The sequence below is a fragment of the Kribbella sp. NPDC049584 genome (assembly GCF_040675555.1).
GTDB lineage: Bacteria > Actinomycetota > Actinomycetes > Propionibacteriales > Kribbellaceae > Kribbella.
On the sequence record NZ_JBFAPF010000010.1, the window covers coordinates 36,219 to 63,162 of the forward strand.

24 protein-coding genes, 1 pseudogene and 1 riboswitch are annotated in these 26,944 nt (G+C 69.2%); of the genes and pseudogenes, 10 read left to right on the forward strand and 15 right to left on the reverse strand.

The window, feature by feature from the left end:
* Positions 1 to 69: 69 nt before the first annotated feature.
* On the reverse strand, positions 70 to 1,737 hold the full coding sequence (gene ilvD, locus AB0J62_RS29410; protein ID WP_363877818.1) for a dihydroxy-acid dehydratase: 1,668 nt from the start codon (positions 1,735 to 1,737) through the stop codon (positions 70 to 72).
* Positions 1,738 to 1,790: 53 nt separating this feature from the next.
* Between ilvD and AB0J62_RS29415 the strand changes: the two genes are divergently transcribed.
* From AB0J62_RS29415 to AB0J62_RS29425, 3 genes are all read left to right on the forward strand, one after another.
* Complete coding sequence (locus tag AB0J62_RS29415) at positions 1,791 to 2,522, forward strand: class I SAM-dependent methyltransferase (protein WP_363877820.1); 732 nt, start codon at positions 1,791 to 1,793, stop codon at positions 2,520 to 2,522.
* Positions 2,523 to 2,528: 6 nt separating this feature from the next.
* The gene (locus tag AB0J62_RS29420; RefSeq protein WP_363877822.1) at positions 2,529 to 2,900 is read left to right on the forward strand and encodes a nuclear transport factor 2 family protein; all 372 of its coding nucleotides are present in this window, start codon (positions 2,529 to 2,531) and stop codon (positions 2,898 to 2,900) included.
* Between the two features lie 2 nt (positions 2,901 to 2,902).
* Positions 2,903 to 2,979, forward strand: a riboswitch (ZMP/ZTP riboswitch).
* A gap of 1 nt (position 2,980) precedes the next feature.
* Entirely contained in the window at positions 2,981 to 3,907 is a 927-nt protein-coding gene (locus tag AB0J62_RS29425) for a 5-aminoimidazole-4-carboxamide ribonucleotide transformylase (protein ID WP_363878390.1), read from the forward strand.
* A gap of 4 nt (positions 3,908 to 3,911) precedes the next feature.
* Here AB0J62_RS29425 and AB0J62_RS29430 read toward each other — a convergent pair whose 3' ends face one another.
* From AB0J62_RS29430 to AB0J62_RS29450, 5 genes and pseudogenes are all read right to left on the reverse strand, one after another.
* A complete protein-coding gene (locus tag AB0J62_RS29430) occupies positions 3,912 to 4,451 on the reverse strand; it encodes an AAA family ATPase (RefSeq protein WP_363877824.1) in 540 nt (179 codons plus the stop codon).
* Between the two features lie 58 nt (positions 4,452 to 4,509).
* A pseudogene (locus AB0J62_RS29435) lies at positions 4,510 to 4,725 on the reverse strand (hypothetical protein); the annotation flags it as partial.
* Positions 4,726 to 4,746: 21 nt separating this feature from the next.
* Positions 4,747 to 5,010, reverse strand: a complete 264-nt coding sequence (locus tag AB0J62_RS29440; protein ID WP_363877826.1) for a MoaD/ThiS family protein — start codon at positions 5,008 to 5,010, stop codon at positions 4,747 to 4,749.
* A 7-nt stretch (positions 5,011 to 5,017) separates the two neighbouring features.
* Positions 5,018 to 6,112 (reverse strand): exo-alpha-sialidase, encoded by a 1,095-nt coding sequence (locus AB0J62_RS29445; RefSeq protein WP_363877829.1) that lies wholly within the window; start codon positions 6,110 to 6,112, stop codon positions 5,018 to 5,020.
* 21 nt (positions 6,113 to 6,133) lie between these two features.
* Positions 6,134 to 7,063, reverse strand: coding sequence for a 2-hydroxyacid dehydrogenase (locus AB0J62_RS29450; protein ID WP_363877831.1), 930 nt, complete (start codon positions 7,061 to 7,063; stop codon positions 6,134 to 6,136).
* A 66-nt stretch (positions 7,064 to 7,129) separates the two neighbouring features.
* Here AB0J62_RS29450 and AB0J62_RS29455 point away from each other — a divergent pair, with 66 nt between their 5' ends.
* The 4 genes from AB0J62_RS29455 to AB0J62_RS29470 all read left to right on the forward strand — a co-directional run bounded on the left by AB0J62_RS29455 (position 7,130) and on the right by AB0J62_RS29470 (position 11,675).
* Entirely contained in the window at positions 7,130 to 8,509 is a 1,380-nt protein-coding gene (locus AB0J62_RS29455; protein ID WP_363877833.1) for an FAD-binding oxidoreductase, read from the forward strand.
* Entirely contained in the window at positions 8,506 to 9,792 is a 1,287-nt protein-coding gene (locus AB0J62_RS29460) for a cyclopropane-fatty-acyl-phospholipid synthase family protein (protein ID WP_363877835.1), read from the forward strand. The genes AB0J62_RS29455 and AB0J62_RS29460 overlap by 4 nt, the downstream gene beginning before the upstream one ends.
* Before the next feature lie 90 nt (positions 9,793 to 9,882).
* Complete coding sequence (locus AB0J62_RS29465) at positions 9,883 to 10,959, forward strand: PQQ-dependent sugar dehydrogenase (RefSeq protein ID WP_363878392.1); 1,077 nt, start codon at positions 9,883 to 9,885, stop codon at positions 10,957 to 10,959.
* A 140-nt stretch (positions 10,960 to 11,099) separates the two neighbouring features.
* Positions 11,100 to 11,675: a hypothetical protein gene (locus AB0J62_RS29470; RefSeq protein ID WP_363877837.1), complete on the forward strand. Its 576-nt coding sequence runs from the start codon at positions 11,100 to 11,102 to the stop codon at positions 11,673 to 11,675.
* 494 nt (positions 11,676 to 12,169) lie between these two features.
* On the opposite strand, the gene gatB is transcribed toward AB0J62_RS29470, so the two are convergent.
* Genes gatB through gatC form a run of 3 tightly spaced genes read right to left on the reverse strand, consistent with a single transcriptional unit; the run spans position 12,170 to position 15,473 of the window.
* On the reverse strand, positions 12,170 to 13,672 hold the full coding sequence (gene gatB, locus AB0J62_RS29475; protein ID WP_363877839.1) for an Asp-tRNA(Asn)/Glu-tRNA(Gln) amidotransferase subunit GatB: 1,503 nt from the start codon (positions 13,670 to 13,672) through the stop codon (positions 12,170 to 12,172).
* Positions 13,669 to 15,174, reverse strand: coding sequence for an Asp-tRNA(Asn)/Glu-tRNA(Gln) amidotransferase subunit GatA (gatA, locus tag AB0J62_RS29480; RefSeq protein WP_363877841.1), 1,506 nt, complete (start codon positions 15,172 to 15,174; stop codon positions 13,669 to 13,671). Before gatA ends, gatB begins: the two co-directional genes overlap by 4 nt.
* A 2-nt stretch (positions 15,175 to 15,176) precedes the next feature.
* Positions 15,177 to 15,473 (reverse strand): Asp-tRNA(Asn)/Glu-tRNA(Gln) amidotransferase subunit GatC, encoded by a 297-nt coding sequence (gene gatC / locus AB0J62_RS29485; RefSeq protein WP_134111458.1) that lies wholly within the window; start codon positions 15,471 to 15,473, stop codon positions 15,177 to 15,179.
* Between the two features lie 210 nt (positions 15,474 to 15,683).
* Here gatC and AB0J62_RS29490 point away from each other — a divergent pair, with 210 nt between their 5' ends.
* Complete coding sequence (locus tag AB0J62_RS29490) at positions 15,684 to 16,328, forward strand: ACT domain-containing protein (protein WP_363877844.1); 645 nt, start codon at positions 15,684 to 15,686, stop codon at positions 16,326 to 16,328.
* Between the two features lie 105 nt (positions 16,329 to 16,433).
* Here AB0J62_RS29490 and AB0J62_RS29495 read toward each other — a convergent pair whose 3' ends face one another.
* From AB0J62_RS29495 to AB0J62_RS29520, 6 genes are all read right to left on the reverse strand, one after another.
* A complete protein-coding gene (locus AB0J62_RS29495) occupies positions 16,434 to 16,658 on the reverse strand; it encodes a hypothetical protein (protein WP_363877846.1) in 225 nt (74 codons plus the stop codon).
* A gap of 75 nt (positions 16,659 to 16,733) precedes the next feature.
* Positions 16,734 to 17,900: a hypothetical protein gene (locus tag AB0J62_RS29500; protein WP_363877848.1), complete on the reverse strand. Its 1,167-nt coding sequence runs from the start codon at positions 17,898 to 17,900 to the stop codon at positions 16,734 to 16,736.
* Positions 17,901 to 18,342: 442 nt separating this feature from the next.
* Entirely contained in the window at positions 18,343 to 20,451 is a 2,109-nt protein-coding gene (gene ligA / locus AB0J62_RS29505) for an NAD-dependent DNA ligase LigA (RefSeq protein WP_363877850.1), read from the reverse strand.
* Positions 20,452 to 20,498: 47 nt separating this feature from the next.
* Positions 20,499 to 21,476, reverse strand: a complete 978-nt coding sequence (locus tag AB0J62_RS29510) for a methionine synthase vitamin-B12 independent (protein ID WP_363877852.1) — start codon at positions 21,474 to 21,476, stop codon at positions 20,499 to 20,501.
* Positions 21,473 to 22,561, reverse strand: coding sequence for a tRNA 2-thiouridine(34) synthase MnmA (mnmA, locus tag AB0J62_RS29515; protein WP_363877854.1), 1,089 nt, complete (start codon positions 22,559 to 22,561; stop codon positions 21,473 to 21,475). Before mnmA ends, AB0J62_RS29510 begins: the two co-directional genes overlap by 4 nt.
* Positions 22,561 to 23,763 carry a cysteine desulfurase family protein gene (locus tag AB0J62_RS29520; protein WP_363877857.1) on the reverse strand — a complete coding sequence of 401 codons (1,203 nt, stop codon included), beginning with the start codon at positions 23,761 to 23,763 and terminating at the stop codon, positions 22,561 to 22,563. Before AB0J62_RS29520 ends, mnmA begins: the two co-directional genes overlap by 1 nt.
* A 173-nt stretch (positions 23,764 to 23,936) precedes the next feature.
* Here AB0J62_RS29520 and AB0J62_RS29525 point away from each other — a divergent pair, with 173 nt between their 5' ends.
* Together AB0J62_RS29525 and AB0J62_RS29530 are read left to right on the forward strand one after the other, a co-directional pair.
* Entirely contained in the window at positions 23,937 to 25,325 is a 1,389-nt protein-coding gene (locus AB0J62_RS29525) for a serine hydrolase domain-containing protein (protein ID WP_363877859.1), read from the forward strand.
* Positions 25,326 to 25,339: 14 nt separating this feature from the next.
* Complete coding sequence (locus AB0J62_RS29530) at positions 25,340 to 26,944, forward strand: ABC transporter substrate-binding protein (RefSeq protein ID WP_363877861.1); 1,605 nt, start codon at positions 25,340 to 25,342, stop codon at positions 26,942 to 26,944.

A 26,944-nucleotide genomic window follows, 5' to 3' on the forward strand; every position in this document is an offset into this window, starting at 1 on the left:
TATTCGCCGACTGACCGCGACCGGGTCAAGTTCGACGCCTCCGTGTCTCATATTTTGATACATCCGTCCCTAAATGCAGACAGCGCCCTCGGACGCAGACCGCACCAGGCGGGTGTACTTGCCCAGGACACCCTTGGTGATCGCGGGTGTGTTCGGGGTCCAGCCTTCCTTGCGGCGTTCGAGTTCCGCGGCGTCGACGTTCAGGTCGAGCGTGCGGTTCGCGACGTCGAGGGTGATGCGATCGCCGTCGCGGACGAACGCGATCGGTCCGCCGTCGACCGCCTCGGGCGCCACGTGTCCCACGCAGAGTCCCGTCGTACCACCGGAGAAGCGGCCGTCGGTGAGCAGCAGCACGTCCTTGCCGAGGCCCGCGCCCTTGATCGCGCCGGTGACCGCGAGCATCTCGCGCATCCCCGGCCCGCCCTTCGGACCTTCGTACCTGATCACGACGACGTCGCCGGGGTTGAGATCCGGTACGGCGTCCATCGCGGCGCGCTCGCCGTCGAAGACCCGCGCCGTCCCTTCGAAGACGTCGGAGTCGAAGCCCGCGCTCTTCACGACCGCGCCTTCGGGGGCAAGCGAGCCGTGCAGGATCGTGATGCCGCCGGTGTGGTGGATCGGCTTGTCGAGCGCACGGATGATCGTGCCGTCGATATCGGGCGGGGCGATGTCGGCCAGGTTCTCCGCCATCGTCTTCCCGGTCACGGTCAGGCAGTCGCCGTGCAGCAGGCCGGCATCGAGCAGCGCCCGCATCACGACCGGAATCCCGCCCACCCGGTCCACATCGGTCATCACGTACCGCCCGAACGGCTTCAGGTCGCCCAGGTGCGGCACCCGCTCCCCCACCCGGTTGAAGTCGGCGAGGGTCAGCTCGACCTCTGCCTCCCGGGCGATGGCCAGCAGATGCAGCACCGCATTGGTCGAACCTCCCAGGGCCATCACCACGGCGATCGCGTTCTCAAAGGCCTCCTTGGTGAGGATCTGGCGGGCGGTGATGCCCTTCTGCAGCAGCCCCACGACGGCCTCGCCGGACTTGCGCGCGTAGCCGTCGCGGCGACGATCGACCGCCGGCGGTGCGGCTGAGCCGGGGAGCGACATACCGAGGGCCTCGGCGGACGCAGCCATCGTGTTGGCGGTGTACATCCCGCCGCAGGCGCCCTCGCCCGGGCAGATCGCACGCTCGACCGCGTCGACCTCCTCCCGCGTGATCAGGCCGCGGACGCACGCGCCGACCGCCTCGAACGCGTCGATGATCGTGACGTCCTTGTCGCCGAGCCTGCCGGGCATGATCGAACCGGCGTACAGGAAGACCGATGCGAGGTCGAGCCGGGCGGCGGCCATCAGCATGCCGGGCAGGGACTTGTCGCAGCCGGCCAGCAGCACCGAGCCGTCGAGCCGCTCGGCCTCCATCACGGTCTCGACCGAGTCCGCGATGATCTCCCGGCTGACCAGCGAGTAGTGCATGCCGACGTGGCCCATCGAGATGCCGTCGGAGACGCTGATCGTGCCGAACTCGAGCGGGTAGCCGCCGGCCGCGTGCACGCCTTCCTTGACGGCCTTCGCGAGCCGGTCGAGGGACAGGTTGCACGGGGTGATCTCGTTCCAGCTGGACGCGACTCCGACCTGCGGCTTGGCCCAGTCGTCGTCACCCATCCCGACCGCGCGGAGCATCCCCCGGCTGGCGGTGGCCTCCAGCCCGTCGGTCACTGTCCGGCTGCGGGGCTTCACATCGACCATGCGAGTCACTCTATTCCTTCGTCACTCGACGACGCCTGTGATTGCATTCGCGGGTGAGTGACGATCCGTACGGCGACGAACGACTGGTCGAGTTGTACGACCTCGACAACCCACCGGGTGACGACCACGCCCACTACCGCGCGCTGGCCTCCGGTGCCCGTAAGGTCCTGGACTTCGGCTGCGGCACCGGCCTGCTCACCCGCTCGCTCGTCGCCCCGGGCCGGGCGGTGATCGGTGTGGACCCGAGCCCCACGATGCTCGGCTACGCCCGCCGTCAGCCGGGAGCGGATGCAGTCACCTGGATCGACGGAGACTTCCGCGCCGTCGATCCCACCGGCGACGCAGACCTCGTCATCATCACCGGCAACACGATCATGCACATCAACAACCAGGGCGAGGTTTTCGCCGCGCTCGCGAAGGCGCTCCGCCCAGGCGGCGTCATCAGCTTCGAGTCGCGCAATCCGGCGGCGCGGGCGTGGGAGCAGTGGACCCGCGAGACGACGTACGGCGAACGCGACACCTCCGTCGGCCACCTCGTCGAATGGCTCGACCTGATCGAGGTCGGCGGTGATGCCGACGGCCGAGTGGTCTTCGACGCCCACAACCTCTTCCCGGACGGCCACGACGCCGTCTACCGCAACACCCTCTACTTCCGCTCCCCCGCCGACATCACAACCGACCTCGAGTCAGCCGGCTTCACCAACATCACCGTCCACGGCGGCTGGCACCAGGAGCCGCTGACCGACGACTCGCGCCTACTGATCTTCCACGCCACCAGGAGCTGACCGACCGTGGACCGACTCGAGGCCTATATCGACGGATGGCGGCGGCATGACATCGCCGGCGTTCTAGACACTCTGACCGACGACTGCGTCGTGATCGAGTGCTACGGGCCGGTCTACCGCGGCAAGGCCCGGGTCGAGCAGTGGATGAACGCCTGGTACGGCGCGGGCGGCACCGTCGACGCGTGGGAGATCACGTCGCGGGACGGGGCCGGCGAGCTGCTCGTTGCCGAGTGGCATTTCGAGTGCACGTGGAAGGGCGAGCCCGGCGCGTTCGACGGCGCGACGGTCGCGCGGCTCGACCAGGGGCGCATCGTGTATCTCCGCGAGTACGCCACCACGGCCCCGCTGTACGACTGGACCGGGACGTGGCGCGACTAAGCTGATTGGACCGCGACTGGCGAGGGTGGGGTACCACCGGGGAGCGAAGAACAAGGCGTCGTCCGCCTGGGCGCCTCCGACTGACCTCGGAGGTCCTCGTGCGTTATGGGATGAATCCGCATCAAACGGCCGTGATGGCGCCGGTCGATCGCGCGCCGTTCACGGTGGTTTCGGGCGAGCCGTCGTACATCAATGTGCTGGATGCGCTGACCGGTTGGCAGCTGGTGCGCGAGGCTGCTGCGACGTTCGGCGTACCGGCGGCTGCGTCGTACAAGCATGTGTCGCCGGCCGGCGCGGCGCTCGGCGGGAGCGTGGTCGAGGCCTATACGCGGGCGCGCGACGTCGATCCCAAGTCGTCGTACGGCGACTTCGTTGCGGTCTCGCATCCGGTCGACGCGGAGCTGGCGGCGGTGTTGAAGCGGGTCGTGTCGGACGGCATCATCGCGCCCGGGTACGACGAGGGCGTGGTCGACATCCTGGCGGCGAAGAAGCGCGGGACCTTTCTCGTACTGCAGGCCGACCCCGGCTTCGAGCCGCCGGCAGAGGAAGCGCGCGAGCTCTACGGCCTGCGGTTGACGCAGGAGCGGGATGCGCGGCCGCTGACACGAGACCTGCTCGACGATTCGCTGCCGGACGACGCGGCCCGGGACCTGCTGCTGGGGTTGATCGTTGCCCGCTACACCCAATCCAACACCGTCGTGATGGTGAAGGACGGGACGGCGATCGGCATCGGGGCCGGGCAACAGTCCCGGGTGGACTGCACGCGACTGGCCGGCGAGAAGGCGCAGCTGTGGTGGTCACGCCGGTCGGACGAACCGCTGACCGGCGTCTCGATGGTGTCCGACGGCGCGCTCCCGTTCACCGACAACGTCGAGGAGGCCCATCGCCGCGGCGTCAGCCACATCGCCGAGCCCGGCGGATCGATCCGCTCACCCGAAGTCGCCGCCGCGTGCGCTGCCCTCGGGATCACCTGGTCGGCGACGGGAGTTCGGCTGTTCAGGCATTGAAACCTCAAGCGCTGAGCAGATAGTCGCCTGAGGCAACGGCTTTGCGGACCTCGGCCGCGGTGTCCGCGGGATCGAGCGAGGACGTGTCGATCGCGTGCGGCTCGAGCTCGCCGAGATCCGCGAACGCCCCGTGCATGCCGGTGATCGCGTCCGCGTCCGTCAGTTCCACGCCGCCGCGGGACCGGCCGCGCCGCAACGTCGTGTCCAGGTCCGGCCGCAGGACGACGTACGACAACCTCCAATCGGCCGCGGCCGCGGCCGCGCGGAACGGGGCGAGGAACCACGGACCGATTACGCCGTCCACCACCACGTCGTACCCGCCGCGCGCATAGACCGCGACCGTCGCCACGATCACGTCGACCACCACCTCGTTCTGCCGTTGCGCGCCGGGCAGGTACGGCGGGACGAAGCCGGTGCGGATCGCCCGGTAGAACTCGTCGGTCGTCACATGCACGGTCGGCCGCGGCGCATCGGTCGCGACGAGGCGGGCCACGGTGGTCTTGCCAGAGCCCGGCGGGCCGGTCAGCACAACGACGTCGCTCATGACGCCCGACGCTAACCAAACCCGCCGGCAAACTGCAGTCTTTTCTTTTCGTTCCAGGTCAGCCGGGCAGGTCGATCTTCTCCCGTTCCGGCTCCGGCGGTGCGGGCGGCGGGCCGCCCTCGAGCTGGATGTCGGGGACGATGCGGTCGAGCCAGCCCGGCAGCCACCAGGCCCGATCGCCGAGCAGCGTCATCACCGACGGCACCAGGATCATCCGGACCACGCTGGCGTCGATCAGCACCGCGACCGCCATCCCGACCGCGAGCATCTTCACCGTCGGGTGTTCCAGGTTGTTTCAGCCGCCGGCCACGCTTGGCAGGATGAGGAGTTCGTCGCCGTCGGTGAGTGGGGTGTCGAGGCCGTTGAGGTCGCGGATGTTGTCGTCGCGGAGGTAGATGTTCACGTGCCGCCGGACCGCGCCCTGCTCGTCGGTGAGCCGACGGCGCAACGGCGGCTCCAGCGCAGCGAACGCTTCGGCGACGGTCGTGCCTTCGACCTCGACACGCTCGGCGCCCCCCGCGAACGGGCGGAGCACGGTGGGCAGCCGGACGGCGATCATCCGGCCGTCATCCGATCACCGCGGCGCGCACCGTGAGTACGTCGGGGAGGTGCCGTGCGACCTCGACCCAGCTGTCGCCGGCGTCGGCGCTCGCGTAGACGCAGCCGTCACGCGTGCCGACGTACACGCCGGCCGGATCCGCGGTGTCGGTGGTCATGGCGTCCCGCAGTACCGGCACATACGACACGTCGGGCAGGCCGGCGGACAAGGGCTCCCAGGTCGAGCCCGCGTCGCGGGAACGGTAGACGCGGCACTTCGCATCGGTCGGGATCCTGTTGCCGTCCGCAACCAACGGGAATACGTATACAGTCTCGGGCTCGTGCGGGTGCACCACGATCGGGAAGCCGAAGTCCGAGGGCAGCCCGTCAGCGATCGACTTCCAGCTCGTCCCGCCGTCGTCGGACCGGTAGACGCCGTGGTGGTTCTGCGCGAACATCCGCTCCGGTACGTCGGGATGCCCGGCGAGCTTGTGCACACACTGACCGAACTCGGGGTACGGGTCGGGGAAGAACTTCGCCTGGATGCCCTGGTTGGCCGGTTCCCAGGTCGCGCCGCCGTCGCCAGTCCGGTAGACACCGCCGGTCGACATCGCGACGCTGACCCGATCGGCGTCCGTCGGGTGCGGCAGCACGGTGTGCACGGCCTGGCCGCCGAAACCAGCACCCCACTCCTTGCGGTGCGGATGGTCCCAGAGGCCTCTGACCAGGTCGAACGTGACTCCGCCGTCGGTCGACTTCCACAGTGCCGACGGCTGCGTCCCGGCGTACACGACTCCCGGCTGGCCGGCCGGCGCGGCCTGGATCTGCCAGACACGTTCCAGTGAGGCGTCGGAACCCTCGGGGAACCCGATCGAGCCCTCCGGCGGCTCGGCCCAGGTCGCGCCGAGGTCGTCGGAGTGGAACACCGCCGGACCCCAGTGCTCGCTGGTGCCGCCGACGAACAGCCGTGGCCGGTCGCCGCGGGTGTCGATGCCTACGGCGTACACACCCTGCATCTCGAACTCCGGGACCGGTCCGTCGAGACGCCACTCCGTTCGGGCAGCGTCGCTCCGGCCGATCCAGAGACCCTTCTTGGTCCCGATCAGCAGTACGGCCTCGGACATCGTCGTTCTCCTACCTGATGATTACCGTTGCGGACCTGCCACCACGTTGATCAGCGGTTCTCCGGACGCGTAGCGCTCGAGCTGCGCACGGACGAGCCGCGCCACCCGCGGGGCGAACGCCGTCGACGCGCCGCCGCGGTGGGGGTTGATCAGTACGTTCGGAGCAGACCACAAGGGATGTCCGGCAGGCAACGGCTCGGGGTCGGTGACGTCCAGGGCGGCGCTGATCCGGCGCGTGCGGAGCTCGGTCAGCAGTGCGTCCGTGTCCACGACGACCCCGCGCGCCACGTTCACCAGCAGCGCGCCGTCCTTCATGCTCGCCAGGAACTTCGCGTCGACCATCCCGCGCGTCTCCGCCGTCGCGGGCGTCAGCAGGACGACGACGTCCGCGCGGGGCAGCAGCTCCGGCAGCTCCGAGATCGGGTGTACGCCGTCCCGCTCCCGCCGCGCGACCCGGATCACCTCGCACTCGAATCCGCTCAGCCGCCGTTCGAGCGCCTCGCCGATGGCGCCGTACCCGAGGATCATCACGGTCCGGTCCGCGAGCGAGTCGTCGACCTCGTCGTACGAGTCCGGCCAGATCTCGCGTTCCTGGTTGCGGACGGCCCGCGGCAACCGCCGGTACGTCGCCAGGATCAGCCCCACCGCGAGCTCGGCCGTCGAGGCGTCGTGGACGCCGCGGGCGTTGCACAACGTGACGCCCTCGGCGAGCCGCGACTGGACGTGCTCGAAACCGGCCGTCTGCAGCTGCACGACCTTGAGCGCGGGCATCTCGCGGACGATGTCGAGCACGTCGCCGCCACCCATGTAGCTCGGCACGTAGAACTCCACCTCGGCCGGCGACGCGGGCGGCTCACCGCCGGCGTAGAAGTCCACGTCGTACCCCTTGGGCACGCCGCCGAGGAAGTCGTCGGGGTTCTCCCAGGGCAGCCAAGCCCTCACATCCGCCATGTGACGAACCTACTATCCGCCGCCTTTTCCAGTGCCGGAACGGGTGCATCGTCGTACTCTTGATCGGTGCCTTCGACATCGGATCTGGCGGCGACGCTCGCACACGATCAGGCCGTCGGGCGGCTGCGGGAGTCGTACGAGCGGATCCCGCAGGGCGACCCGGTCCGGCTCGCGAAGCGCTCTTCGAACCTCTTCCGGCCGCGAACCGAGCTCGACCGGCCGGGTCTGGACGTCTCGAAGCTGACCGGAGTCATCAGCGTCGACCCGGCCGCGCGGACAGCCGATGTCCAGGGCATGTGCACCTACGAGGACCTGGTCGCGGCGACCCTGCCGTACGGGCTGACGCCGATGGTGGTGCCGCAGCTGAAGACGATCACACTCGGCGGCGCGGTGACCGGACTCGGCATCGAGTCGTCCTCGTTCCGGGCCGGGCTGCCGCACGAGTCGGTGCTCGAGCTCGACATCCTCACCGGCGCCGGCGACCTCGTCACCGCGCGCCCGGACGGGGAGCACGCGGACCTGTTCCGGATGTTCCCGAACTCGTACGGCACGCTCGGGTACGCGACCCGGTTGCGGATCGAGCTGGACAAGATCTCGCCGTACGTCGCGCTGCGGCACGTGCGGCTCGGCCTGGACGAGCTGGCTCCGGCGATCGACGAGATCGTTGCCTCAGGCACGTACGACGGGGAGCCGGTGCACTTCGTCGACGGGGTCGTGTTCAGCCCGGCCGAGGCCTACCTGACGCTCGGCCGCAACAGCGACGCCGCGATCAGCACGAGCGACTACACCGGCCAGCAGATCTACTACCGCTCGATCCAGCAGCGGCAGCAGGACTTCCTCACCGCACACGACTACCTCTGGCGGTGGGACACGGACTGGTTCTGGTGTTCCGCGGCCTTCGGCGCACAGCAGCCCGTCATCCGGCGGTTGTGGCCGAAGCGCTGGCGGCGGAGCGACGTGTTCCACAAGATCGTCGGCTTCGAGAACCGGCACCAGGTCGCGGCCCGGATCGCCCGGCGCCGCGGTCAGCCGGATCGTGAGCGAGTCGTCCAGGATGTGGAGATCCCGGTCGGGCGGCTCGCGGACTTCCTGCGCTGGTTCGACCTGAATGTCGGCATGCGGCCGGTCTGGCTCTGCCCGCTGCGGCTGCGGGGTTCCGCGGAGTGGCCGCTGTATCCGCTCAAGCCGGACGAGACCTACGTGAACGTCGGCTTCTGGGGCACCGTGCCGATCGCGCCCGGCGCCGCCGACGGAGACGTCAACCGGCGGATCGAGGCGGCGGTCACCGAGTTCGGCGGCCACAAGTCGCTGTACTCCGACGCCTACTACGACCGGGAGACGTTCGACCGGCTGTACAACGTGCCGGCCCTCACCGAGGTGAAGAAACGCTACGACCCGAATGCCCGGCTCACCGGGCTCTACGAGAAGGCGGTGACGCGCCGATGACGACGCTCGCGACCCAGGTATCGATCGCCGAAGCCCTCACGACCGTGATTCCGGACGGGCTCCCGTTCCGCTTCACGGCGTACGACGGCAGCTCGGCCGGCCCGGAGGACTCGCAGATCCACATGCACCTGGCCACCGAACGCGGGCTGTCGTACATCCTGACGGCGCCCGGCGACCTCGGCATGGTCCGTGCGTACGTGATGGGCGATCTGGAGATCACCGGCGTCCACCCGGGCAACCCGTACGAGCTGATGCGGCTGATCCTCGACAGCTTCCACTTCCAGCGGCCGTCGGCCGCGGAGGCGCTGCGGATCGTCCGCAGTCTCGGCTGGAGCCACCTCAAGCCGCCGCCTCCCCCGCCGCAGGAGCACCTGCCGAAGTGGCGCCGTACGTTCGAGGGGCTGCGGCACTCGAAGGCGCGCGACAAGTCGGCGATCCACCACCACTACGACGTGTCGAACACGTTCTACGAGTGGGTGCTCGGGCCGTCGATGACCTACACCTGCGCCGTTTACCCGACTCCTGACGCGACGCTGGAGGAGGCGCAGTACGAGAAGTACGACCTGGTCGCGCGGAAGCTCGACCTGAAACCGGGCATGCGGCTGCTCGACGTCGGCTGCGGCTGGGGCGGGATGGTCCGGCACGCCGCCCGCGAGTACGGCGTACAGGCTCTGGGCGTGACGTTGTCGGCGGCGCAGGCGGAGTGGGCCGCCCAGGCGATCAAGCGCGAAGGGCTCGAGGACCGGGCCGAGGTGCGGTACCTGGACTACCGCGACGTACCCGAGCGGGACTTCGACGTGATCAGCTCGATCGGGCTGACCGAGCACATCGGCGTCCGCAACTACCCGTCGTACTTCGGGTTCCTGCTCGACCGCCTGAAGCCGGGCGGCCGGCTGCTCAACCACTGCATCACCCGGCCGGACAACCACTTCCGCCACACCGGCGCCTTCATCGACCGCTACATCTTCCCCGACGGCGAACTGATCGGCTCCGGCCGCATCATCGCCGAGGCCCAGGACGCCGGCTTCGAGGTCCGCCACGAGGAGAACCTCCGCGAGCACTACGCCCTCACCCTGGCCGCCTGGAACGACAACCTCGTCGCCCACTGGGACGAGGCCGTCGCCGAAGTAGGCGCCGCCACCGCCAAGATCTGGGGCCTCTACCTCGCCGCCAGCCGAGCCGGCTTCGAACACAACACCATCCAGCTCCACCAGGTCCTCGCCGTAAAACCGGACGCCCGAGGCAACTCCCACTTCCCCCTGCGCCCCACCTGGGGAAGCTGAACCATTCGTTGACCTGCGGTGTAGTAAGTAGGCAGGTCTAACGGAGGAGATGGCGTGAGTCGTAGGGTCAGGCGGCGGGGGCGGGCCGCGGTGGTCGTTGCGGCGTTGGCGTTGGCCAGTGGGTGCTCGGAGGCGACTCCGAGTAGTTCGGGGTCTGCGTCGGCGCCGCCTACTGCGAGCACGGTGGGCGGGCCGGCTGCGGTGAGGTTGACCGTGGCGTCGACGGTTGCGACGGGCATTGAGGTGCCTTGGGGGCTTGCGTTTCTGCCGGACAAAAGTGCGTTGGTGGCGGAGCGCGACTCGGGGAAGGTCAAGCGGATCGCCGGTGGGCAGGTGTCGGACGTCGGCACGGTCGACGACGTGAAGTCCTCGTCGGAGGGTGGGCTGCTGGGGCTGGCGGTGGATCCGGCGTACCCGGGGAAGCCGTACATCTACGCGTACTACTCGGGCAGCGACGACAACCGCATCGCGCGCATCACGTACCAGGACGGGAAGCTGTCCGACCAGCAGGTGATCTTGCAGGGGATTCCGAAGGCGGCGATCCACAACGGGGGCCGGCTGCGATTCGGGCCGGACGGATTCCTGTACGCCGGGACTGGTGACGGCTCGGATCGGCCGAACTCGCAGGACGACAACTCACTCGGGGGGAAGATCCTGCGCATCACCACCGACGGAAAGGCCGCGCCTGGGAATCCGGACGGACGGGTGTGGATCACCAAAGGCCACCGGAACGTGCAAGGGCTCGCCTTCGACGGGAACCAGCTGTACGCCGCGGAGTTCGGGCAGAACACCTGGGACGAGCTGAACGTGATCACGCCCGGCTCGAACTACGGCTGGCCGGCCGCCGAGGGGATCAGCCACCTCGACGGCATGACCGACCCGATCGCGCAGTGGCACACGGCCGACGCCTCGCCGTCGGGGATCGCGTTCGCGCAGGGGCACATCTTCATGGCGTCGTTGCGGGGTGAGCGGTTGTGGGTGATACCAGTTGCCGACGGCAAGCGAATCGGCGAGCCGCAGGCGTTCTTCACCAACAAGTACGGACGTTTGCGCACGGTCGAGGCGGCGCCTGATGGGTCGTTGTGGGTGACGACCTCAAATACCGACGGCCGCGGTCAACCGCGCGACGGCGACGACCGGATTCTGCGGGTGACGATCAGCAGCTGAGAGATGAGGCACGTCCTGAGCTGTCAACCGTTTCAAGTCTTGGGTCGTCTGGTACTTGTGAAGTAAGCAGACGACCTGAGGAGGAGATCGGTATGCGCACCGGCCAGGGGCCTGGCGTTCCCAGCAGTGTGATCGCTGCGGTGAGCACCTACGAGGATGCTCAGCAGACAGTGGACTACCTGCGAAGTTACGGGATGGACGCGGGACGCCTGGAGGTGGTCGGCGCCGGACTCCGCCAAGCAACCAGACACAGGATGGTCCCGGTCGCACGCCTCACCGGCGTCGGCGCGCTGCAGGGCGCGGCCCTCGGCGTACTCGCCGCCGTCTTCGTCACCCTCGTCGCCGAGACCACGCTCAACGGCCTGGCCGTCGTGGTCTGGGGCTTCGTGTACGGCGCCATCGTCGGCACCCTCTGGGGCCTGTTCCGCGGCCTCATCCACAACCGCCCCGACGCGGTCATCACCCAGGTAGTCCCCACCACCTACGAAGTCCGCTGCCCCACCGACGAACTAGCAGTAGCCCGCACCCTCCTCGCCAACACCACCATCTCCGCCCCCACGGCCACCCCCAGGGCCACCCCCACGGCCGCCACCACCACCACCGCCAACGCCACCGCCAACGCCAACGCCACCGCCAACGACGCCGACGGCCGCCCCGAACGCGAGGTCATCGCCGAGGCTCACCCCTCGACGGAAGAACGCAAGAACGCCGCCTGACCGTCTCAGGGGTCAACCCCTCGGCTGGTCGGTTGCGGACCCAGAATCCCGGCGGCCAACCGGCCGTCTCAGGGGTCAACCCCTCAGCTGGTCGGTTGCGGACCCAGAATCCCGGCGGCCAACCGGCCGTCTCAGGGGTTGGCCCCTGAGACGGCCGCGGCGGAAGGTGCCGGGATGCCACGTGGCGAGTGAGGTGCGGCCGGGCGCCTCGGGCGCCGGGGCGGCGCTCGGGTGTGACCGGGCGCGTTGGGCGCGGATCGGCGCTCGGGTATGGCCGGGCGCGTTAGGCGCGGATCGGCGCTCGGGTATGGCCGGGCGCGTTAGGCGCGGATCGGCGCTCGGGTATGGCCGGGCGCGTTAGGCGCGGATCAGCGCTCGGGTATGGCCGGGCGCGTTAGGCGCGGGCGGGCGCGTTGGGTGCGGGCGGGCGGAGCTAGGACAACGGTCAGCCGGGCGCTAGGTGGGTACCTTGCGCCCGGCTGAGTGTGCTGCTGTCAGATACCCAGCTTCTCGTTGAGGAGTTGGCGGACCTTGGCGGCGTCGGCTTGGCCGCGCATGTCCTTCATGACGGCGCCGATGAGGGCGCCGGCGGCGGCGGGTTTGCCGGAGTTGACCTTTTCGACGACGTCCGGGTTGGCGGCGATCGCGCGGTCGATGGCCTCCAGGAGCGGGCCGTCGTCGGAGACCAGCGCCAGGCCGCGCTTCTCGATCACCTCGGCGGGGGTGCCCTCGCCGGCGAGCAGGCCCTCGAAGACCTGTCGGGCCAGCTTGTCGTTCAACGTGCCGTCATCGACGAGCTTCTGCACCTCGGCCACCTGCGCCGGGCCGACCGGCAGCGCGTCGAGGTCGACACCCTGCTCGTTCGCCGAGCGGGCAAGCTCACCGAGCCACCACTTCTTCGCCGCGGCCGCGGGAACCCCGAGCTCGATCGTCGCGACGATCGACTCGAGCGCGTTGCCGTTGATGACGTCGCGCATCTCCAGGTCGGTGAAGCCCCACTCCTCCTGCAGCCGGACCCGCCGCAAAGACGGTGCCTCGGGCAACGAAGAACGGATCTCCTCGACCCACTCGCGGGACGGGGCGACCGGCACCAGGTCGGGCTCCGGGAAGTACCGGTAGTCGTCCGCGTCGGACTTCTCCCGGCCCGACGTGGTGACGCCGGTGTCCTCGTGCCAGTGGCGGGTCTCCTGCACGACCTTGCCGCCGGACGACAGCACCGCCGCCTGCCGGGTGATCTCGTAGGTGATCGCACGCTCGACCGAGCGGAACGAGTTCACGTTCTTGGTCTCGGTCCGGGTGCCGAGCGTCGAGGAACCGCGCGGCTTCAGCGACACGTTCGCGTCGCACCGCAGCGACCCCTGGTCCATCCGGACATCGGAGACGCCGAGAGCCAGCAGCAGGTCGCGCAGCATGCTCACATACGCCCGGGCAACCGCCGCGGCCTTCTCGCCCGGCACCTCGATCGTCTTGGTGACGATCTCGATCAGCGGGATGCCGGCCCGGTTGTAGTCGACCAGCGAGTGCGACGCGCCGTGGATCCGGCCGGTCGCGCCACCCACGTGGGTGGACTTGCCGGTGTCCTCCTCCATGTGCGCGCGCTCGATCTCGATCCGGTACGTCTCGCCGTCGACGACGACCTCGGTCCAGCCGTTGAACGCGATCGGCTCGTCGTACTGCGAGGTCTGGAAGTTCTTCGGCATGTCCGGGTAGAAGTAGTTCTTCCGCGCGAACCGGCACCACTCGGCGATCTCGCAGTTCAGCGCCAGGCCGATCTTGATCGCCGACTCGACGCCGCGAGCGTTCACCACCGGCAGCGCACCCGGCAGACCGAGGCAGACCGGGCAGGTCTGCGTGTTCGGCGGCGCGCCGAACTCGGTCGGGCAGCCGCAGAACATCTTCGACTTCGTGTTCAGCTCGACGTGCACCTCGAGACCCATCACCGGGTCGTACTGCGCCAGCGCGTCGTCGATCTCGAGAACATCTGCAGCAACAGTCATCGGGTCACCCCCAGCTCCGGAGCCTTGGTCATCAGTACGCCGCCCCACTGTTCGGCCAGCGCGGACTCCAGCGCGGCGCCGACCTGGTAGCACAGGTCGTCGCGCATCACCGGCGCCATCACGTGGAAGCCGACCGGCAGGCCGTCCTCGTCGGCGAGGCCGCACGGGAACGACGCGGCCGCGTTGCCGGCCAGGTTGGACGGGATCGTGCACAGGTCGTTCTTGTACATCGCGATCGGGTCGTCGATCCGGTCACCGATCGCGAACGCCGTCGTCGGCGTCGCCGGCGAGACCAGGACGTCGACCTGCTCGTAGGCCTTCGCGAAGTCGCGGGCGATCAGCGTCCGCACCTTCTGCGCCTGGCCGTAATACGCGTCGTAGTACCCGCTCGAGAGCGCGTGCGTACCGAGGATGATGCGGCGCTTCACCTCGGCGCCGAAGCCGGCCTCGCGGCTCAGGCTCGTCACCTTCTCCGCGCTGTTCTCGCCGTTGTCGCCGACGCGCAGGCCGTACCGCATCGCGTCGAACCTGGCCAGGTTGGACGAGGCCTCGCTCGGCAGGATCAGGTAGTACGCCGGCAGCGCGTACTCGAAGTGCGGGCAGGAGACCTCGACCACCTCGGCGCCGAGCTTGGTGAGCAGCTCGACCGCCTCGTGGAAGCGTGCCTCGACACCCGGCTGGTATCCCTCGCCGCCGAGCTCCTTGACCACGCCGATCCGCAGACCGGCGACATCACCGTTGCGCGCGGCCTCGACCACGGCCGGCACCGGCTGGTTGATCGAGGTCGAGTCCATCGGGTCGTACCCGGCGATCGCCTCGTGCAGCAGCGCCGCGTCGAGCGTCGTCCGTGCACACGGACCGGGCGTGTCCAGCGAGGACGCCAGCGCGATCAGCCCGTACCGCGAGGTGCCGCCGTACGTCGGCTTCACGCCGACCGTGCCGGTGAACGCACCGGGCTGACGGATCGAGCCGCCGGTGTCGGTGCCGATCGCGAGCGGCGCCTCGTACGCCGAGATGGCCGCGGACGAACCGCCGCCGGAACCGCCGGGGATCCGGGTCAGGTCCCACGGGTTGTGGGTCGTGCCGTACGCCGAGTTCTCCGTGGAGGAGCCCATCGCGAACTCGTCCATGTTGGTCTTGCCGAGAATCACGATCCCGGCCGCCTTCAACCGCTTGACGACGGTCGAGTCGTACGGCGGCTTCCAGCCCTCGAGGATCTTCGAACCGGCCGTGGTCGGCACACCCTCCTGGGTGAGCACGTCCTTCAACGCCAGCGGCACGCCCGCCAGCGGCGCGAGCTGCTCGCCCGCCGCGCGCTTGGTGTCGACCGCCTTGGCCTGCGCCAGCGCGCCTTCGGTGTCGACGTGCAGGAATGCGTGCACGTCACCGTCGACGGCGGCGATCCGGTCCAGGTGGGCCTGGGTCACCTCGACCGAACTGGCCTGCCCGGACGTCATCAGCTCCGCGAGCTCGGCCGCGGTCTTCCTGGTGAGGTCGGTCATCGTCAGTCCTCCTCCAGGATCCGCGGCACCCGGAAGCGCTGCTCCTCCTGGGCGGGCGCGCCGGAGAGCGCCTGCTCGGGCGTGAGGCACGGAACGTTCTCGTCCGCGCGCATCACGTTGGTCAGCGGCAGGGCGTGCGAGGTCGGCGGGATGTCGTCCGCCGCCACCTGGCTGACCTGCCCGACCAGTTCGATGATCTGGTCGAGCTGCGGCGCAAGGTGGTCGAGCTCGTCGTCGGTGAGCTCGATCCGCGCCAGTCGCGCCAGGTGCGCGACCTCTTCGCGGGTAATCGATGGCATGAACTATCCAATGGTTCGCAGGACTTCCGGGCGAAATCCTCCCGGCCCGAGCCATCCTAGTGGGCGCCCGTGACGGTCGCGTTTCCTCGTCCCCCGACCTGTGGACAAGACCTCGATGAGATGGGCGCGCGTGTTTGTGGCTACCGCTCTGTAACATGGGCGGCGACAGGGCGTTACGCGCTTGGTGATCGGCTGGGAGATGATCGTTCGGTGTTCTTGCTGCGCTTGATCATCCCCGACCGGCCCGGTTCGCTGGGCACCGTGTCAACGGCCCTCGGCGAGGTGAACGCCGACATCCACGCGATCGAGATCGTGGAGCACCGGCGTGAGAACGGCACGGCCGTCGACGACATCGTGGTCGACCTGCCGCCCGGCGTGCTGCCCGACCGCCTCGTCTCGGCGTGCAACGGCGTGCCCGATGTCGAGGTCATCTGGTTCTCGCGGTACGGCGCCGGCGGCGGTCTGCACATGGACCTCGAAGCGGTCGAGCAGATGACGTCCGCTCCCGCCGACGCGATCGACATCCTGGTCGAGCAGTCGCCCGCCGTGCTGCACGCGGACTGGGCCGCGCTGCTGGACGGCACCGGTAGCGAGGTCAAGGTCGCGCTGGAGACGAGTGCGACGCCGGAGTTCGGTGACGTAGCCGGCCAGTGGCTCCCGATGGAGAAGGCGACCACGCTGGAGGCCCCTGATCACAAGGGTCTGTCGGAGTCGGTGCTGGTCGCGGCGCCGCTGGAGTCCGATCGGCGCATTCTCGTCATCGGCCGTCGCGGCGGGCCCGAGTTCCTGGGCTCCGAGGTGGCGCGGCTGTCCTACCTGGCCTCGCTGGCCGTCACGATCCGCGCCTCCGCCTAGGTCCCCTGGGCCCGCCTGGGGCCACCTGGGGCCACCCGGGTCCACCTGGGTCCACGGACACACCGAAGCCCCCGCCGGCCGGCGGGGGCTTCGCTCTGCGTGGGGTCAGGTGAGCTGGAAGTAGGCGAACGCCCAGAGCGCCGCGATGATCAGCAAGACCACCACGCCGACCAGCGCGACGATCAGGATCGCCTGGCTGTTGCTGCCGTTCCGGTCCGGGAGGTCGAACTGCGTGGGACCCCACGCCCCGCCGCCGTCGACGCGCCGGCCAGCCTCGGGCGGTGGGGCGACCACCGTCCGCGACTCCCGCTTCTCCCGGGGGAACTTCATCCAGCCTCCGACTAACAACAGACAGCTACCGACGACTAACCGAGCGAAAACTCAAGCGACAACTCAAGCGATTGCTCAGACGTAGAACGACTCGTAGGTGATCTCGACCTGCTGCGAGGAATAGCTGTCCGAGCTGTTCCCGCGGATCTCGACCCGCCAACCGGCCACGTAAGAAGCGTACGACTTCCCGTCACTGTGCGCCTGGATGTACGACTTCAGCGCCCCGGTATCGCCGCCCTTGAGCACCCCGAACGCGTCGTTGAGCGCGGTCGGCAGCGCCTTCTTCACGTCCGCGGTGTCGCCGGAGGCACTGACCTGGATGTCCTTGATGCCCTCGCCGTCACTCGCGTAGAAGTACACGCGCTGCTGGCCGTACTTACCGATCTCCTTGGTGCAGGAGCTCGTGCACACGTACGACTTCGCCTTCAGCGCCGCGAGCATCTGCGGCTTGGTGGTGTCGAACGTCTTGTCCGGGATGTCGAGCGACTCCTCGCCGGACTTCGCGCCGGTCAGCTCGTAGGTGTCACCGTCGTTGCGGAGCTGGAACTCGCCCCAGCTGCTGTCGATCTTCTCCGACTTCTGGCCCTGCTTGACCGCGTCCTGCACCTTCTTCACCTGGTCGCCGCCGAACGTGTCGTTGCCGACCGCCTGCAGCACCTGGTCGAACACGACCGCGGCGTTGTTGTTGTTGTCCTCGTTCACCGACTCGAACTCGATCGCGATGATCGTGCCGTCCGGCTTGAACTGGAACAGCGCCTCGGCCTGCGAGCGGTCCTCGTACTTGAAGCAGCCGCGGTGTGCGCCCTGCGCGGTGTTGAACAGGTCACTGCACCCGAAACCGTTGCCCTGCAGCTTCTCGGTCGCGTTCTTCGCCTGGCCGGTCGCGTCGCCGAGCTCACCGTCGTCGCCGCCCGTGGACTGGCCGCCCGTCGGCTGCGCCGTGGTGGTCGGGTTCGACTCAGGGGTGTCGTCGCCGCCGAACTGGTGGATGCCGAGGAAGACGAGCAGCGCGATCACGATGATGCCGACCACACCGCCGCCGATCACGAACGGCAGCTTGTCCTTGCTGATGCCGAACGGGCCCTTGTCGCGCCCGCCCGGACCGCCGCCAGCTCCACCGGGCTGCCACGGCGACTGCCCCGGTTGCTGCTGCCACCCGCCCTGCTGCTGAGGCCGCTGACCCCAGGACTGCTGCTGGTACGGACCGCCCTGCTGCGGCTGCTGTCCCCACCCCTGCTGCAACGGCCCCTGCTGACCACCCTGACCGGGCTGCGGACCCCACCCACCTTGCTGGGGAGGCTGACTGTGCGGCGGCTGCCCGTGTGGCGGCTGACCATATGGCGGCTGGCCCTGAGGAGGCTGACCCTGCGGGGGCTGACCCTGCGGCGGGTGTCCCTGGTAAGGGGGCTGTCCCTGCTGTGGTGGGCGCTGACCCCAACCGCCGCCCTGCGGCGGGGGCTGCTGTCCCCAACCGGCCTGCTGCGGCGGCCGTCCGTCCTGTCCCCCGTGCTGCCCGCCTGGCTGGCCCCCCGGCTGCCCAGGACCCCATGGCCCCTGCGGCGGCGTCGTCATATCTGCTCCTTCTGACCCACGTCTCGACGTGCAAAGTTAACAGTCCGACGGCTCAGCACAGCCGCCGGATCCACCGCGCACACAGAGCCGTATCAGGGGCAGATGTGAATCGTTATCCCGCGTCTGGTGATCCAGTGGTCGCGACCGCGCTCGCCGCCTCCGCACCGTCGGCCAGCAGGACCTCGAACCCGGCCGCGTCCAGGATCGGTACGCCGAGCTGGACCGCCTTGTCGTACTTCGATCCCGGCGAGTCACCGACCACCACGAACGACGTCTTCTTCGACACCGAGCTCGCGACCTTCCCGCCGCGCGCCACGATCGCCTCGGTCGCCTCGTCCCGGCTGAACCCCTCGACGGTCCCGGTCACCACGACCGACAGGCCGGCCAGGATCTGCGGAAGGCTAGGCCCGGTGCGCTCCTCGCGCATGACGACGCCGGCCGCGAGCCACTTGTCCACGATCTCCTGGTGCCACGGCACCTGGAACCACTCGATCATCGCCCGTGCGATCGTCGGCCCGACGCCCTCGATCTCGGCCAGCTGCTCCTCGCTCGCCGAACGGATGTCGTCGATGTTGTCGAACACCTCGGTCAGCGCGGCCGCCGCGGTCGGGCCGACGTGCCGGATCGAGAGCGCGACCAGGGCGCGTGACAGTGGTTTGGTCTTGGCCTCTTCGAGATTCGCCAGCAGTTTCCGCGCGTTCGCCGACAAGGCTCCGGCCTTGGTCGTGAAGAAGGCGCTCTCGGCGAGCTTCTCCTCGGTCAACGCGAACAGGTCGGCCTCGTTGACGATCAGGCCGCCGGTGATCAACGCATCGGCCGCCTTGAACCCGAGCCCCTCGATGTCGAACGCGGACCGCCCGGCCAGGTAGAACAGCCGCTCACGCAACTGGCCCTGGCAGTACTGCGAGTTCGGGCAGCGGATGTCGACGTCCGACTCCTTGGCCGGCGCCAGCACCGTGTCGCACCACGGGCACCGCGTCGGCATCTCCCATGCCGGCAGGCCCTTCGGACGCAGATCGACCACCGGCCCGAGCACCTCGGGGATCACGTCGCCCGCTTTCCGCAGTACGACGGTGTCGCCGGGGCGGACGTCCTTGCGGGCGACCTCCTTGGCGTTGTGCAGCGTCGCGTACTCCACGGTGGATCCGGCGACGCGGACCGGCTCCATGTGCGCGAACGGGGTGACGCGACCGGTGCGGCCGACGTTCACCTCGATCTCGATCAGCTTCGTGTTGACCTCTTCGGGCGGGTACTTGAACGCGATCGCCCAGCGCGGCGCGCTCGACGTGGACCCGAGCGCGCGCTGCAGATCGACCTCGTCGACCTTCACGACGACACCGTCGATCTCGTGGTCGACCGAGTGGCGGTTCTCGCCGTAGTACGCGATGAACTCGTTGACTTCCTTGAGCGTGCCGACCCGCCGGGCGCGGTCGCTGACCGGCAGGCCCCAGGCGTGCAGCTGCTCGTACGCCTCCGAGAGGCGGCCGATGTGGTGCCCCTCGACCTTGCCGAGGCCGTGTACGACGAAGCGCAGCGGGCGGGCGGCCGAGACGCGCGGGTCCTTCTGGCGCAGCGATCCGGCGGCGCTGTTGCGCGGGTTGGAGAAGACGTCCTTGCCGGCCTCGACGAGCTGAGCGTTCAGCTCCTCGAAGTCCTCGACGCGGAAGTAGACCTCGCCGCGGACCTCGAGGAAGGACGGGAGGTCCTCGCCCTTCAGCTCGTTCGGGATGCTCTTGATCGTGCGGACGTTGGGGGTGACGTCCTCGCCGGTGCGGCCGTCGCCGCGGGTGGCGCCGGTGACGAGCTTGCCGTTCTCGTACACCAGGTCGAGGGCGAGGCCGTCGACCTTGAGCTCGCAGATGAACCCGCTGTCGTGGATCTGCTGGAGCGTGACCTCGCGCTCGAGGCGCTTGGCCCAGGCCTCCATCTGCTCGGCCGAGAACGCGTTCGCGAGGCTCTCCATCCGCATCGGGTGCTCGACCGGGGAGAACAGCGTGGAGATCGGGATGCCGACCTTCTGCGTGGGTGAGTCCGGGGTCCGCAGCTCCGGATACTGCTCCTCGAGATCCTGCAGCTCGTGCATCAGCGCGTCGAAGTCCGCGTCCGAGATGATCGGATTGGCCAGGTAGTACCGCGCCCGGTGGTCGTCGATCTCGGTGCTCAACTCCGCATGCCGCAACCGTGCCTCAGGCGTCGCGGGCGCCTTCTCCTCCGTAGCCATGAGCTGAACTTACAGGGGACGACGGACGTTTTGGCGCAGGCGTTTGATCAGGCTTCGGCGGCTTCGCCGACGATCTCGACGATGCGGCGGAGCAGTTCCAGTCGCGCTCTGGCGTCGGCCGGTGACGGAGCGGCGGCGAGCCCGCACGCCGGAGTGATCGTGATCTGGTGGAGGAGGGCCGGGTCCAGGCCCAGTTCCCGCCAGCGGCGTACCAGTGGAGCCGCGGCCTGGTCTGCGGCTGGGATGGGGCCGGTGGTGGGAACCAGTCCGGCGTAGAGGGTGGTGCCGGCTTCGGCTGCGATCGCGATCTGGTCCCACGCAGCGTTGCCCAGGAGCGACACGTCTACGGCGACACCGGCTGCGCCGGCCTTGGTGAAGACCTCGATCGGCGGGCGGGCTGCGCAGCAGTGCACGATGGTCGGCGCATCCGTGGTGAACATGCTCAGAAGCTCCACAGCCCCCGGACCGTCGACCGAGCGGTGCTTGCTCCAGCCAGACGCCGTCGGCACGGCTCCAGCCAGTACGGCGGGCAGTCCGGGCTCATCCACCTGCAGCACGACCTCAGCGCCCGGCACCCGCTTCCGTACGTCGGCCAGGTGCTGCTGGACTCCATCAGCCAGCGCCTGCGCCAGATCCCGCCGCGCACCGTGGTCCGCCAGCACCTTGTCACCGCGTGGCCGCTCCAGCGCCGCAGCCAGCGTCCACGGCCCGGTGACCTGTACCTTCAGCGGCCCCTCGTACTCGTACGCGTACTCCTCAAGCACGTCGAGGTCTTCCTGCAGCAACGCCCGCGCCCGCCGCTGATCCAGACTCGCCCGCGCGCCCCCACCACCGGTCAGCCGCCACCCGACAGGCTGCAGGTCAGCAGCCAGCTCGGTCAGTACGGCGACGGTCCGGCTCAGCATGTCGCCGTACGGCCGAGCTGGAAGCTCCGGAAGGAACGGGATGTCTACCAACTCGAGTACGGCGCGCATCCATTCGCGGACGTCATCACCGGGGACCGAACCGAGCCCGGTGGTCCTCATACGGCGGCGGTGACGCGCTGGACGGTGTCGATGGTCGCGGAGCCGATCACCCGGGTCCCGTCGTACAGCACGACGGCCTGACCGGGCGCGACAGCCGACGTCGGCTCCGTGAACTCGACCTGCACCTGGTCACCGTCCAGCAAGGCGGTCACGGACACCTCGTCGCCATGGGCTCGGAGCTGAGCCTTCGCGGTCAGCTGGTCGGTCGGAGCCGGACCGCACCAGCGGGGCTTCGAGGCGGTCAGTCGCTCCACCGCAAGCTCCTCGCGCGATCCGACCGTCACAGTGCGGTCGACCGGGCTGATGTCCAGCACGAACCGCGGCTTGCCGTCCGCGGCCGGGGTGCCGATCTTGAGTCCCTTGCGCTGGCCGATGGTGAAGCCGTGCGTGCCCTGGTGCGAGCCGAGCTTGTTGCCCTGTGCATCGACGATGTCCCCGGGCGCCTCGCCCAGCTGTGCGCTGAGGAAGCCGGGCGTGTTGCCGTCGGCGATGAAGCAGATGTCGTGGCTGTCCGGCTTGGCGGCCACCGACAGCCCGCGCCGCTCCGCCTCGGCCCGCACCTCGGTCTTCACCGTGTCGCCGAGCGGGAAGAACGCGTGCGCGAGCTGCTGCTGCGTGAGTACGCCGAGCACGTACGACTGGTCCTTGGCCGGATCCACCGCCCGGTGCAGCTCACGACCAGACGCCGTGTCGACGATCCGCGCGTAGTGACCGGTAGCGACCGCGTCGAAGCCCAGTGCGAGCGCCCGCTCCAGGACGGCGCTGAACTTGACCTTCTCGTTGCAGCGCAGACACGGGTTCGGCGTACGGCCCGCGGCGTACTCGTTGACGAAGTCCTCGACCACATCGGCGTGGAACCGCTCGGCCAGGTCCCAGACGTAGAACGGGATGCCGATCACGTCGGCGGCCCGGCGGGCGTCGCGGGAGTCCTCGATCGTGCAGCAGCCGCGGGCACCGCTGCGGTACGACTGCGGGTTCCGGCTGAGTGCCAGGTGTACTCCGGTCACGTCGTGCCCGGCCTCGGCCATCCGCGCCGCCGCGACCGCGGAGTCCACTCCGCCGGACATGGCTGCGAGTACCCGCATCAGGTGTTCCTTCCCACGTTCTGCAGGCCGGCGGACTTCGCCCGCTCCACGACCGGCCCGATGTTGTCCAGTACGGCGTCGATGTCGGCGCGCGTACTCGTGTGCCCGAGGGTGAACCGGAGCGAGCCGCGGGCCCGCTGGTCGTCGTACCCCATCGCCAGCAGGACGTGGCTCGGCTCGGCGACCCCGGCGTTGCACGCGGACCCGGTCGACACCTCGATCCCGCGTGCGTCGAGCAGCAGCAACAGCGAGTCACCCTCGCAGTCGCTGAAGGACAAGTGTGCGTTACCGGGCAAGCGGGCCGCCGGGTCCCCGGACAGCTGGGCGCCCTCGACGGTGCTGGTGATGCCCTCGATCAGCGCGTCCCGCAGCTCGGTCAGGCGGCGTGCCTCGTCGGCCTGGTTCTTGATCGCGTGCTCCAGCGCCACCGCGAACCCGGCGGTCGCCGGTACGTCGAGGGTGCCGGACCGTACGTCGCGCTCCTGCCCGCCGCCGTGCAGGATCGGCGTCAGCTTCGTCTCCTTGTGCACGACGAGCGCTCCGATCCCGTACGGACCGCCGAGCTTGTGCGCCGTCACCGTCATCGCGTCGACGCCCAGCTCGCTGAAGTCGACCGGCACCTGCCCGATCGCCTGGACCGCATCGGTGTGCACGGGTACGCCGTAGTGCTGGGCGAGCTCCGCGATCTCCCGGACCGGCTGGAGCGTGCCGACCTCGTTGTTCGCCATCATCAACGTGATGAACGACACGGACTCCGGATCGCGCTCGACCGCCCGCCGGACGTCGTCCGGGCTGACCCGGCCGAGCTCGTCGACAGGAAGCCACTCGATCTCGGCCTGCTCGTGCCGGCCCAGCCAGATCGCCGGATCGAGGACCGCGTGGTGCTCGATACCGCTCAGCAGGATCCGGCGGCGGCGCGGGTCCTCGGCCAGGCGGGACCACCACAGGCCCTTCAGCGCGAGGTTGTCCGCCTCGGTCCCGCCGGAGGTGAACACCACTTCGCTGGGCTGCGCACCGAGCGCGGCAGCGATCGATTCGCGCGACTCCTCCACCGTCCGCCGGGCACAGCGGCCGGAGCCGTGCAGGGACGACGCATTGCCGGTGCGGGCGAGGTGATGGGTCATCGCCTCGATCGCGGCCGGGAGCATCGGAGTCGTCGCCGCATGGTCCAGGTACACCGTGCGGCGGTCAGAGGTAGCCATAACTGGTTCAAGGGTATGTCCGCCCGCGTTGTTCCCGCTCGCCGGGCTTCCACCAGCCCTGCTCGGGGCGCTCGATCACGGCAGACCTGCTTCGTCGGATCGAACGAATTCCGGACCGCCCGTTGTGCGCCGGCACCAATACCGGCAGGCGGCGGCGGGCCTAGCGTCGGCGCATGGCGACTCTGAGCGAGATCGAGACGTGGCTACAAGACCAGCTGGCGACGCTGCTCGCCGAGCACGAGGTCCCCGGTGCAGCAGTCGGCGTACTCCTGGACGGCGAGGTGATCGCCCACGCGGCCGGGGTACTGAGCACATCGACCGGAGTTGAGACAACAGCCGATTCGGTGTTCCAGATCGGGTCGATCACCAAGGTCTGGACGACCACGCTGGTCATGCAGCTGGTCGACGAGGGCAAGCTGGACCTCGACCAGCCGATCCGCTCGTACCTGCCTGAGTTCGTCATCGCGGACGAGGCAGCGGCCGCCGTGATCACCACGAGGCAGCTGCTCTGCCACACCGCCGGGTTCGAGGGCGACATCTTCAACGAGACCGGCAAGGGCGACGACGCCGTCGAGAAGTTCGTCGCCTCGATCGCCACGACCACCCAGCTCTTCCCGCCGGGCGAGATGTTCTCGTACAACAACGCCGGCTTCGCAGTACTCGGCCGTCTGGTCGAGGTACTGCGCGGCACGTCGTACGACGCTGCGCTGCGGGAGCACGTCTTCACGCCGCTCGGCCTGGCCCACGCCGCGACCGATCCGTACGAGGCGATCCTGCACCGGGCTGCCGTCGGGCACATCAGGCCGGAGGCCGACGCGGCACCCGTACCCGCACCGATCTGGGCCATGACCCGCGGTATGGCGCCCGCCGGAGCGATGCTCGCGATGAGCGCCCGTGACCTGCTGGCCTTCGCCAAGCTCCACCTCGACTCCGGTACTGCGGCCGGCGGGAACGCTGTGCTCAGCGCGGCGAGCGTCAAGGCCATGCAGGAACCGCAGGTCAAGCTGCCCGCTCTCGGGATGATGGGCGAGTCGTGGGGCCTCGGCTGGGAGCTGTTCGACTGGGGCGGCACCAAGGTGATCGGGCACGACGGCGGCACGATCGGCCAGAACGCCTTCCTGCGGGTCGTTCCCGAGCGCGGGCTCGCGGTCGCGCTGCTGACCAACGGCGGCGAGACGATCGAGGTCTACAAGAAGGTCTTCGGTCACCTCGTCCAGGAGCTCGCCGGGCTGACCCTGCCGGCGTTCCCCGTCCCGCCGACCGAGCCTGCCGCGGTGGACGTGGACCGGATCCTCGGCACCTACAGCTGCGAGGTCGTCGACATCACCGTGCGCCAGGGCGAGGACGGGAAGATCTGGCTCGACCAGACACCGAAGGGCATCTTCACCGAGCTCGGTCCGAAGCCCGACCCGGTCGAGCTGGTCGGTCGCGACGAGCAGAGCCTGATCGCCGTCAAGGCCGAGCACGGCATGCACCAGCCGCACGTCTTCGTCGGCGACGACGGCTCCGGCCGCGCCCTGTACCTGCACAGCGGCCGGGCTCTCCGCCGCGCGGCCGTCTGATTCCCGGAGGCAACATGCGATCCGTACGCACCGCTCTGGCGGCCGGAGCCCTGGTCACCGGTCTCGCCGCTTGTCTGGCACTGTCCGCCTGTAGCTCGGGCGAGCAGGCCGCCGGCACCGGTCAGGCCGCGGAGGGCAAGACCATGACCATGGCGATCAGCGCCGATCCCGGCAACCTCGATCCGCAGTTCACCTCGTTGTCGGTCACCATGCAGGTCGACTGGTTCCTGTACGACTCGCTGGTCGGTATCAGCCCGGACGGCAAGCAGGTGCCCGGTCTGGCCGACAAGTTCGAGGGCAACAGCACCACCGCGAAGTACACGCTGCGCAAGGGAGTCACGTGCGCGGACGGGACTCCGCTGACGGCCAGTACGGTCGCGCAGAACATCAACTTCGTCGGCAACCCGGCCAACAAGTCCACGCGGATCGGTGTGTTCATCCCACCGGGTGCCAAGGCGACCGGTGACGACGCGACCGGCACGGTCACCGTGACAGCGCCGGCTCCGGACGCGTTCCTCGTCCGCAACGTCGGCGGGCTGCACATCGTGTGCAGCAAGGGGATGAAGGATCGCAGCATCCTCAAGCAGAGCTCGGACGGCACCGGCATGTACAAGGTCGCGGAGGCCGTCCCGGGCGACCACTACACACTCACCCGCCGCAAGGACTACGCGTGGGGTCCGGGTGACTTCAAGCAGGGGCAGTCCGGTCTGCCGGACAAGGTCGTACTCAAGGTGGTCAGCAACGAGACCACAGCGGCCAATCTGCTGCTGTCCGGGCAGGTCAACATCGTCGCGATCGCCGGACCGGACAAGCAGCGGCTGCAGGCTCAGAAGACGTTCCAGCGTGAGGCAGGGACACCACTCGGTGAGCTCTGGTTCAACCAGAAGGCCGGTCTGCCCACCGCGGACCTCGCAGTACGCAAGGCGCTCACGCAGGCGCTGGACCTCACTCAGCTCGGCAAGGTGATCACGAGCGGCACCGGTTCGCCGGCTACCCGGTTGGTTGCCCCTGGCATGGGTCCGTGCCCCGACGACACCGTCACCGGCAATCTGCCCGGCCACGACCTCGACGCGGCCAAAGCAGCACTCGACGCGGCAGGCTGGCGACCCGGAGCGGGCGGCATCCGGCAGAAAGCCGGTACGAAGCTGTCGCTGGTCTTCTACTACCCCACCAGCCTCGGCCCGACGCTGCAGTCCGGCGCAGAGCTGCTCCAGAAGGCGTGGAGCGAGCTGGGTGTCGACGTGTCCCTCAAGGCCGTGTCCACTGCCGAGATCAGTACGGTCGTCCTTGCCGGCCAAGGCACCTGGCACGCCGGCCTGATCCCGCTGACTGTGTCGCTGCCGAGCCAGCTGGTCAGCTTCCTCTCCGGCACCGGTCCCCCGAACGGCAGCAACTTCTCCTCGATCAAGAACCCGGAGTACGACGCTGCCGTGGCCAAGGCCGCCGCGATCCCGGGCGCCGACGGTTGCGCTGACTGGGCCACGGCCGAGCGGGCTCTGTTCAAGCAGGTCAACCTGGTGCCGTTCGTCAACGCAACCGTGCCGATCTTCGGCAAGGGCGCGACGTTCGACCTGAGCGAAGGCAGCGTGATCCCGTCGTCGATCAAGATGCTGGGGTGA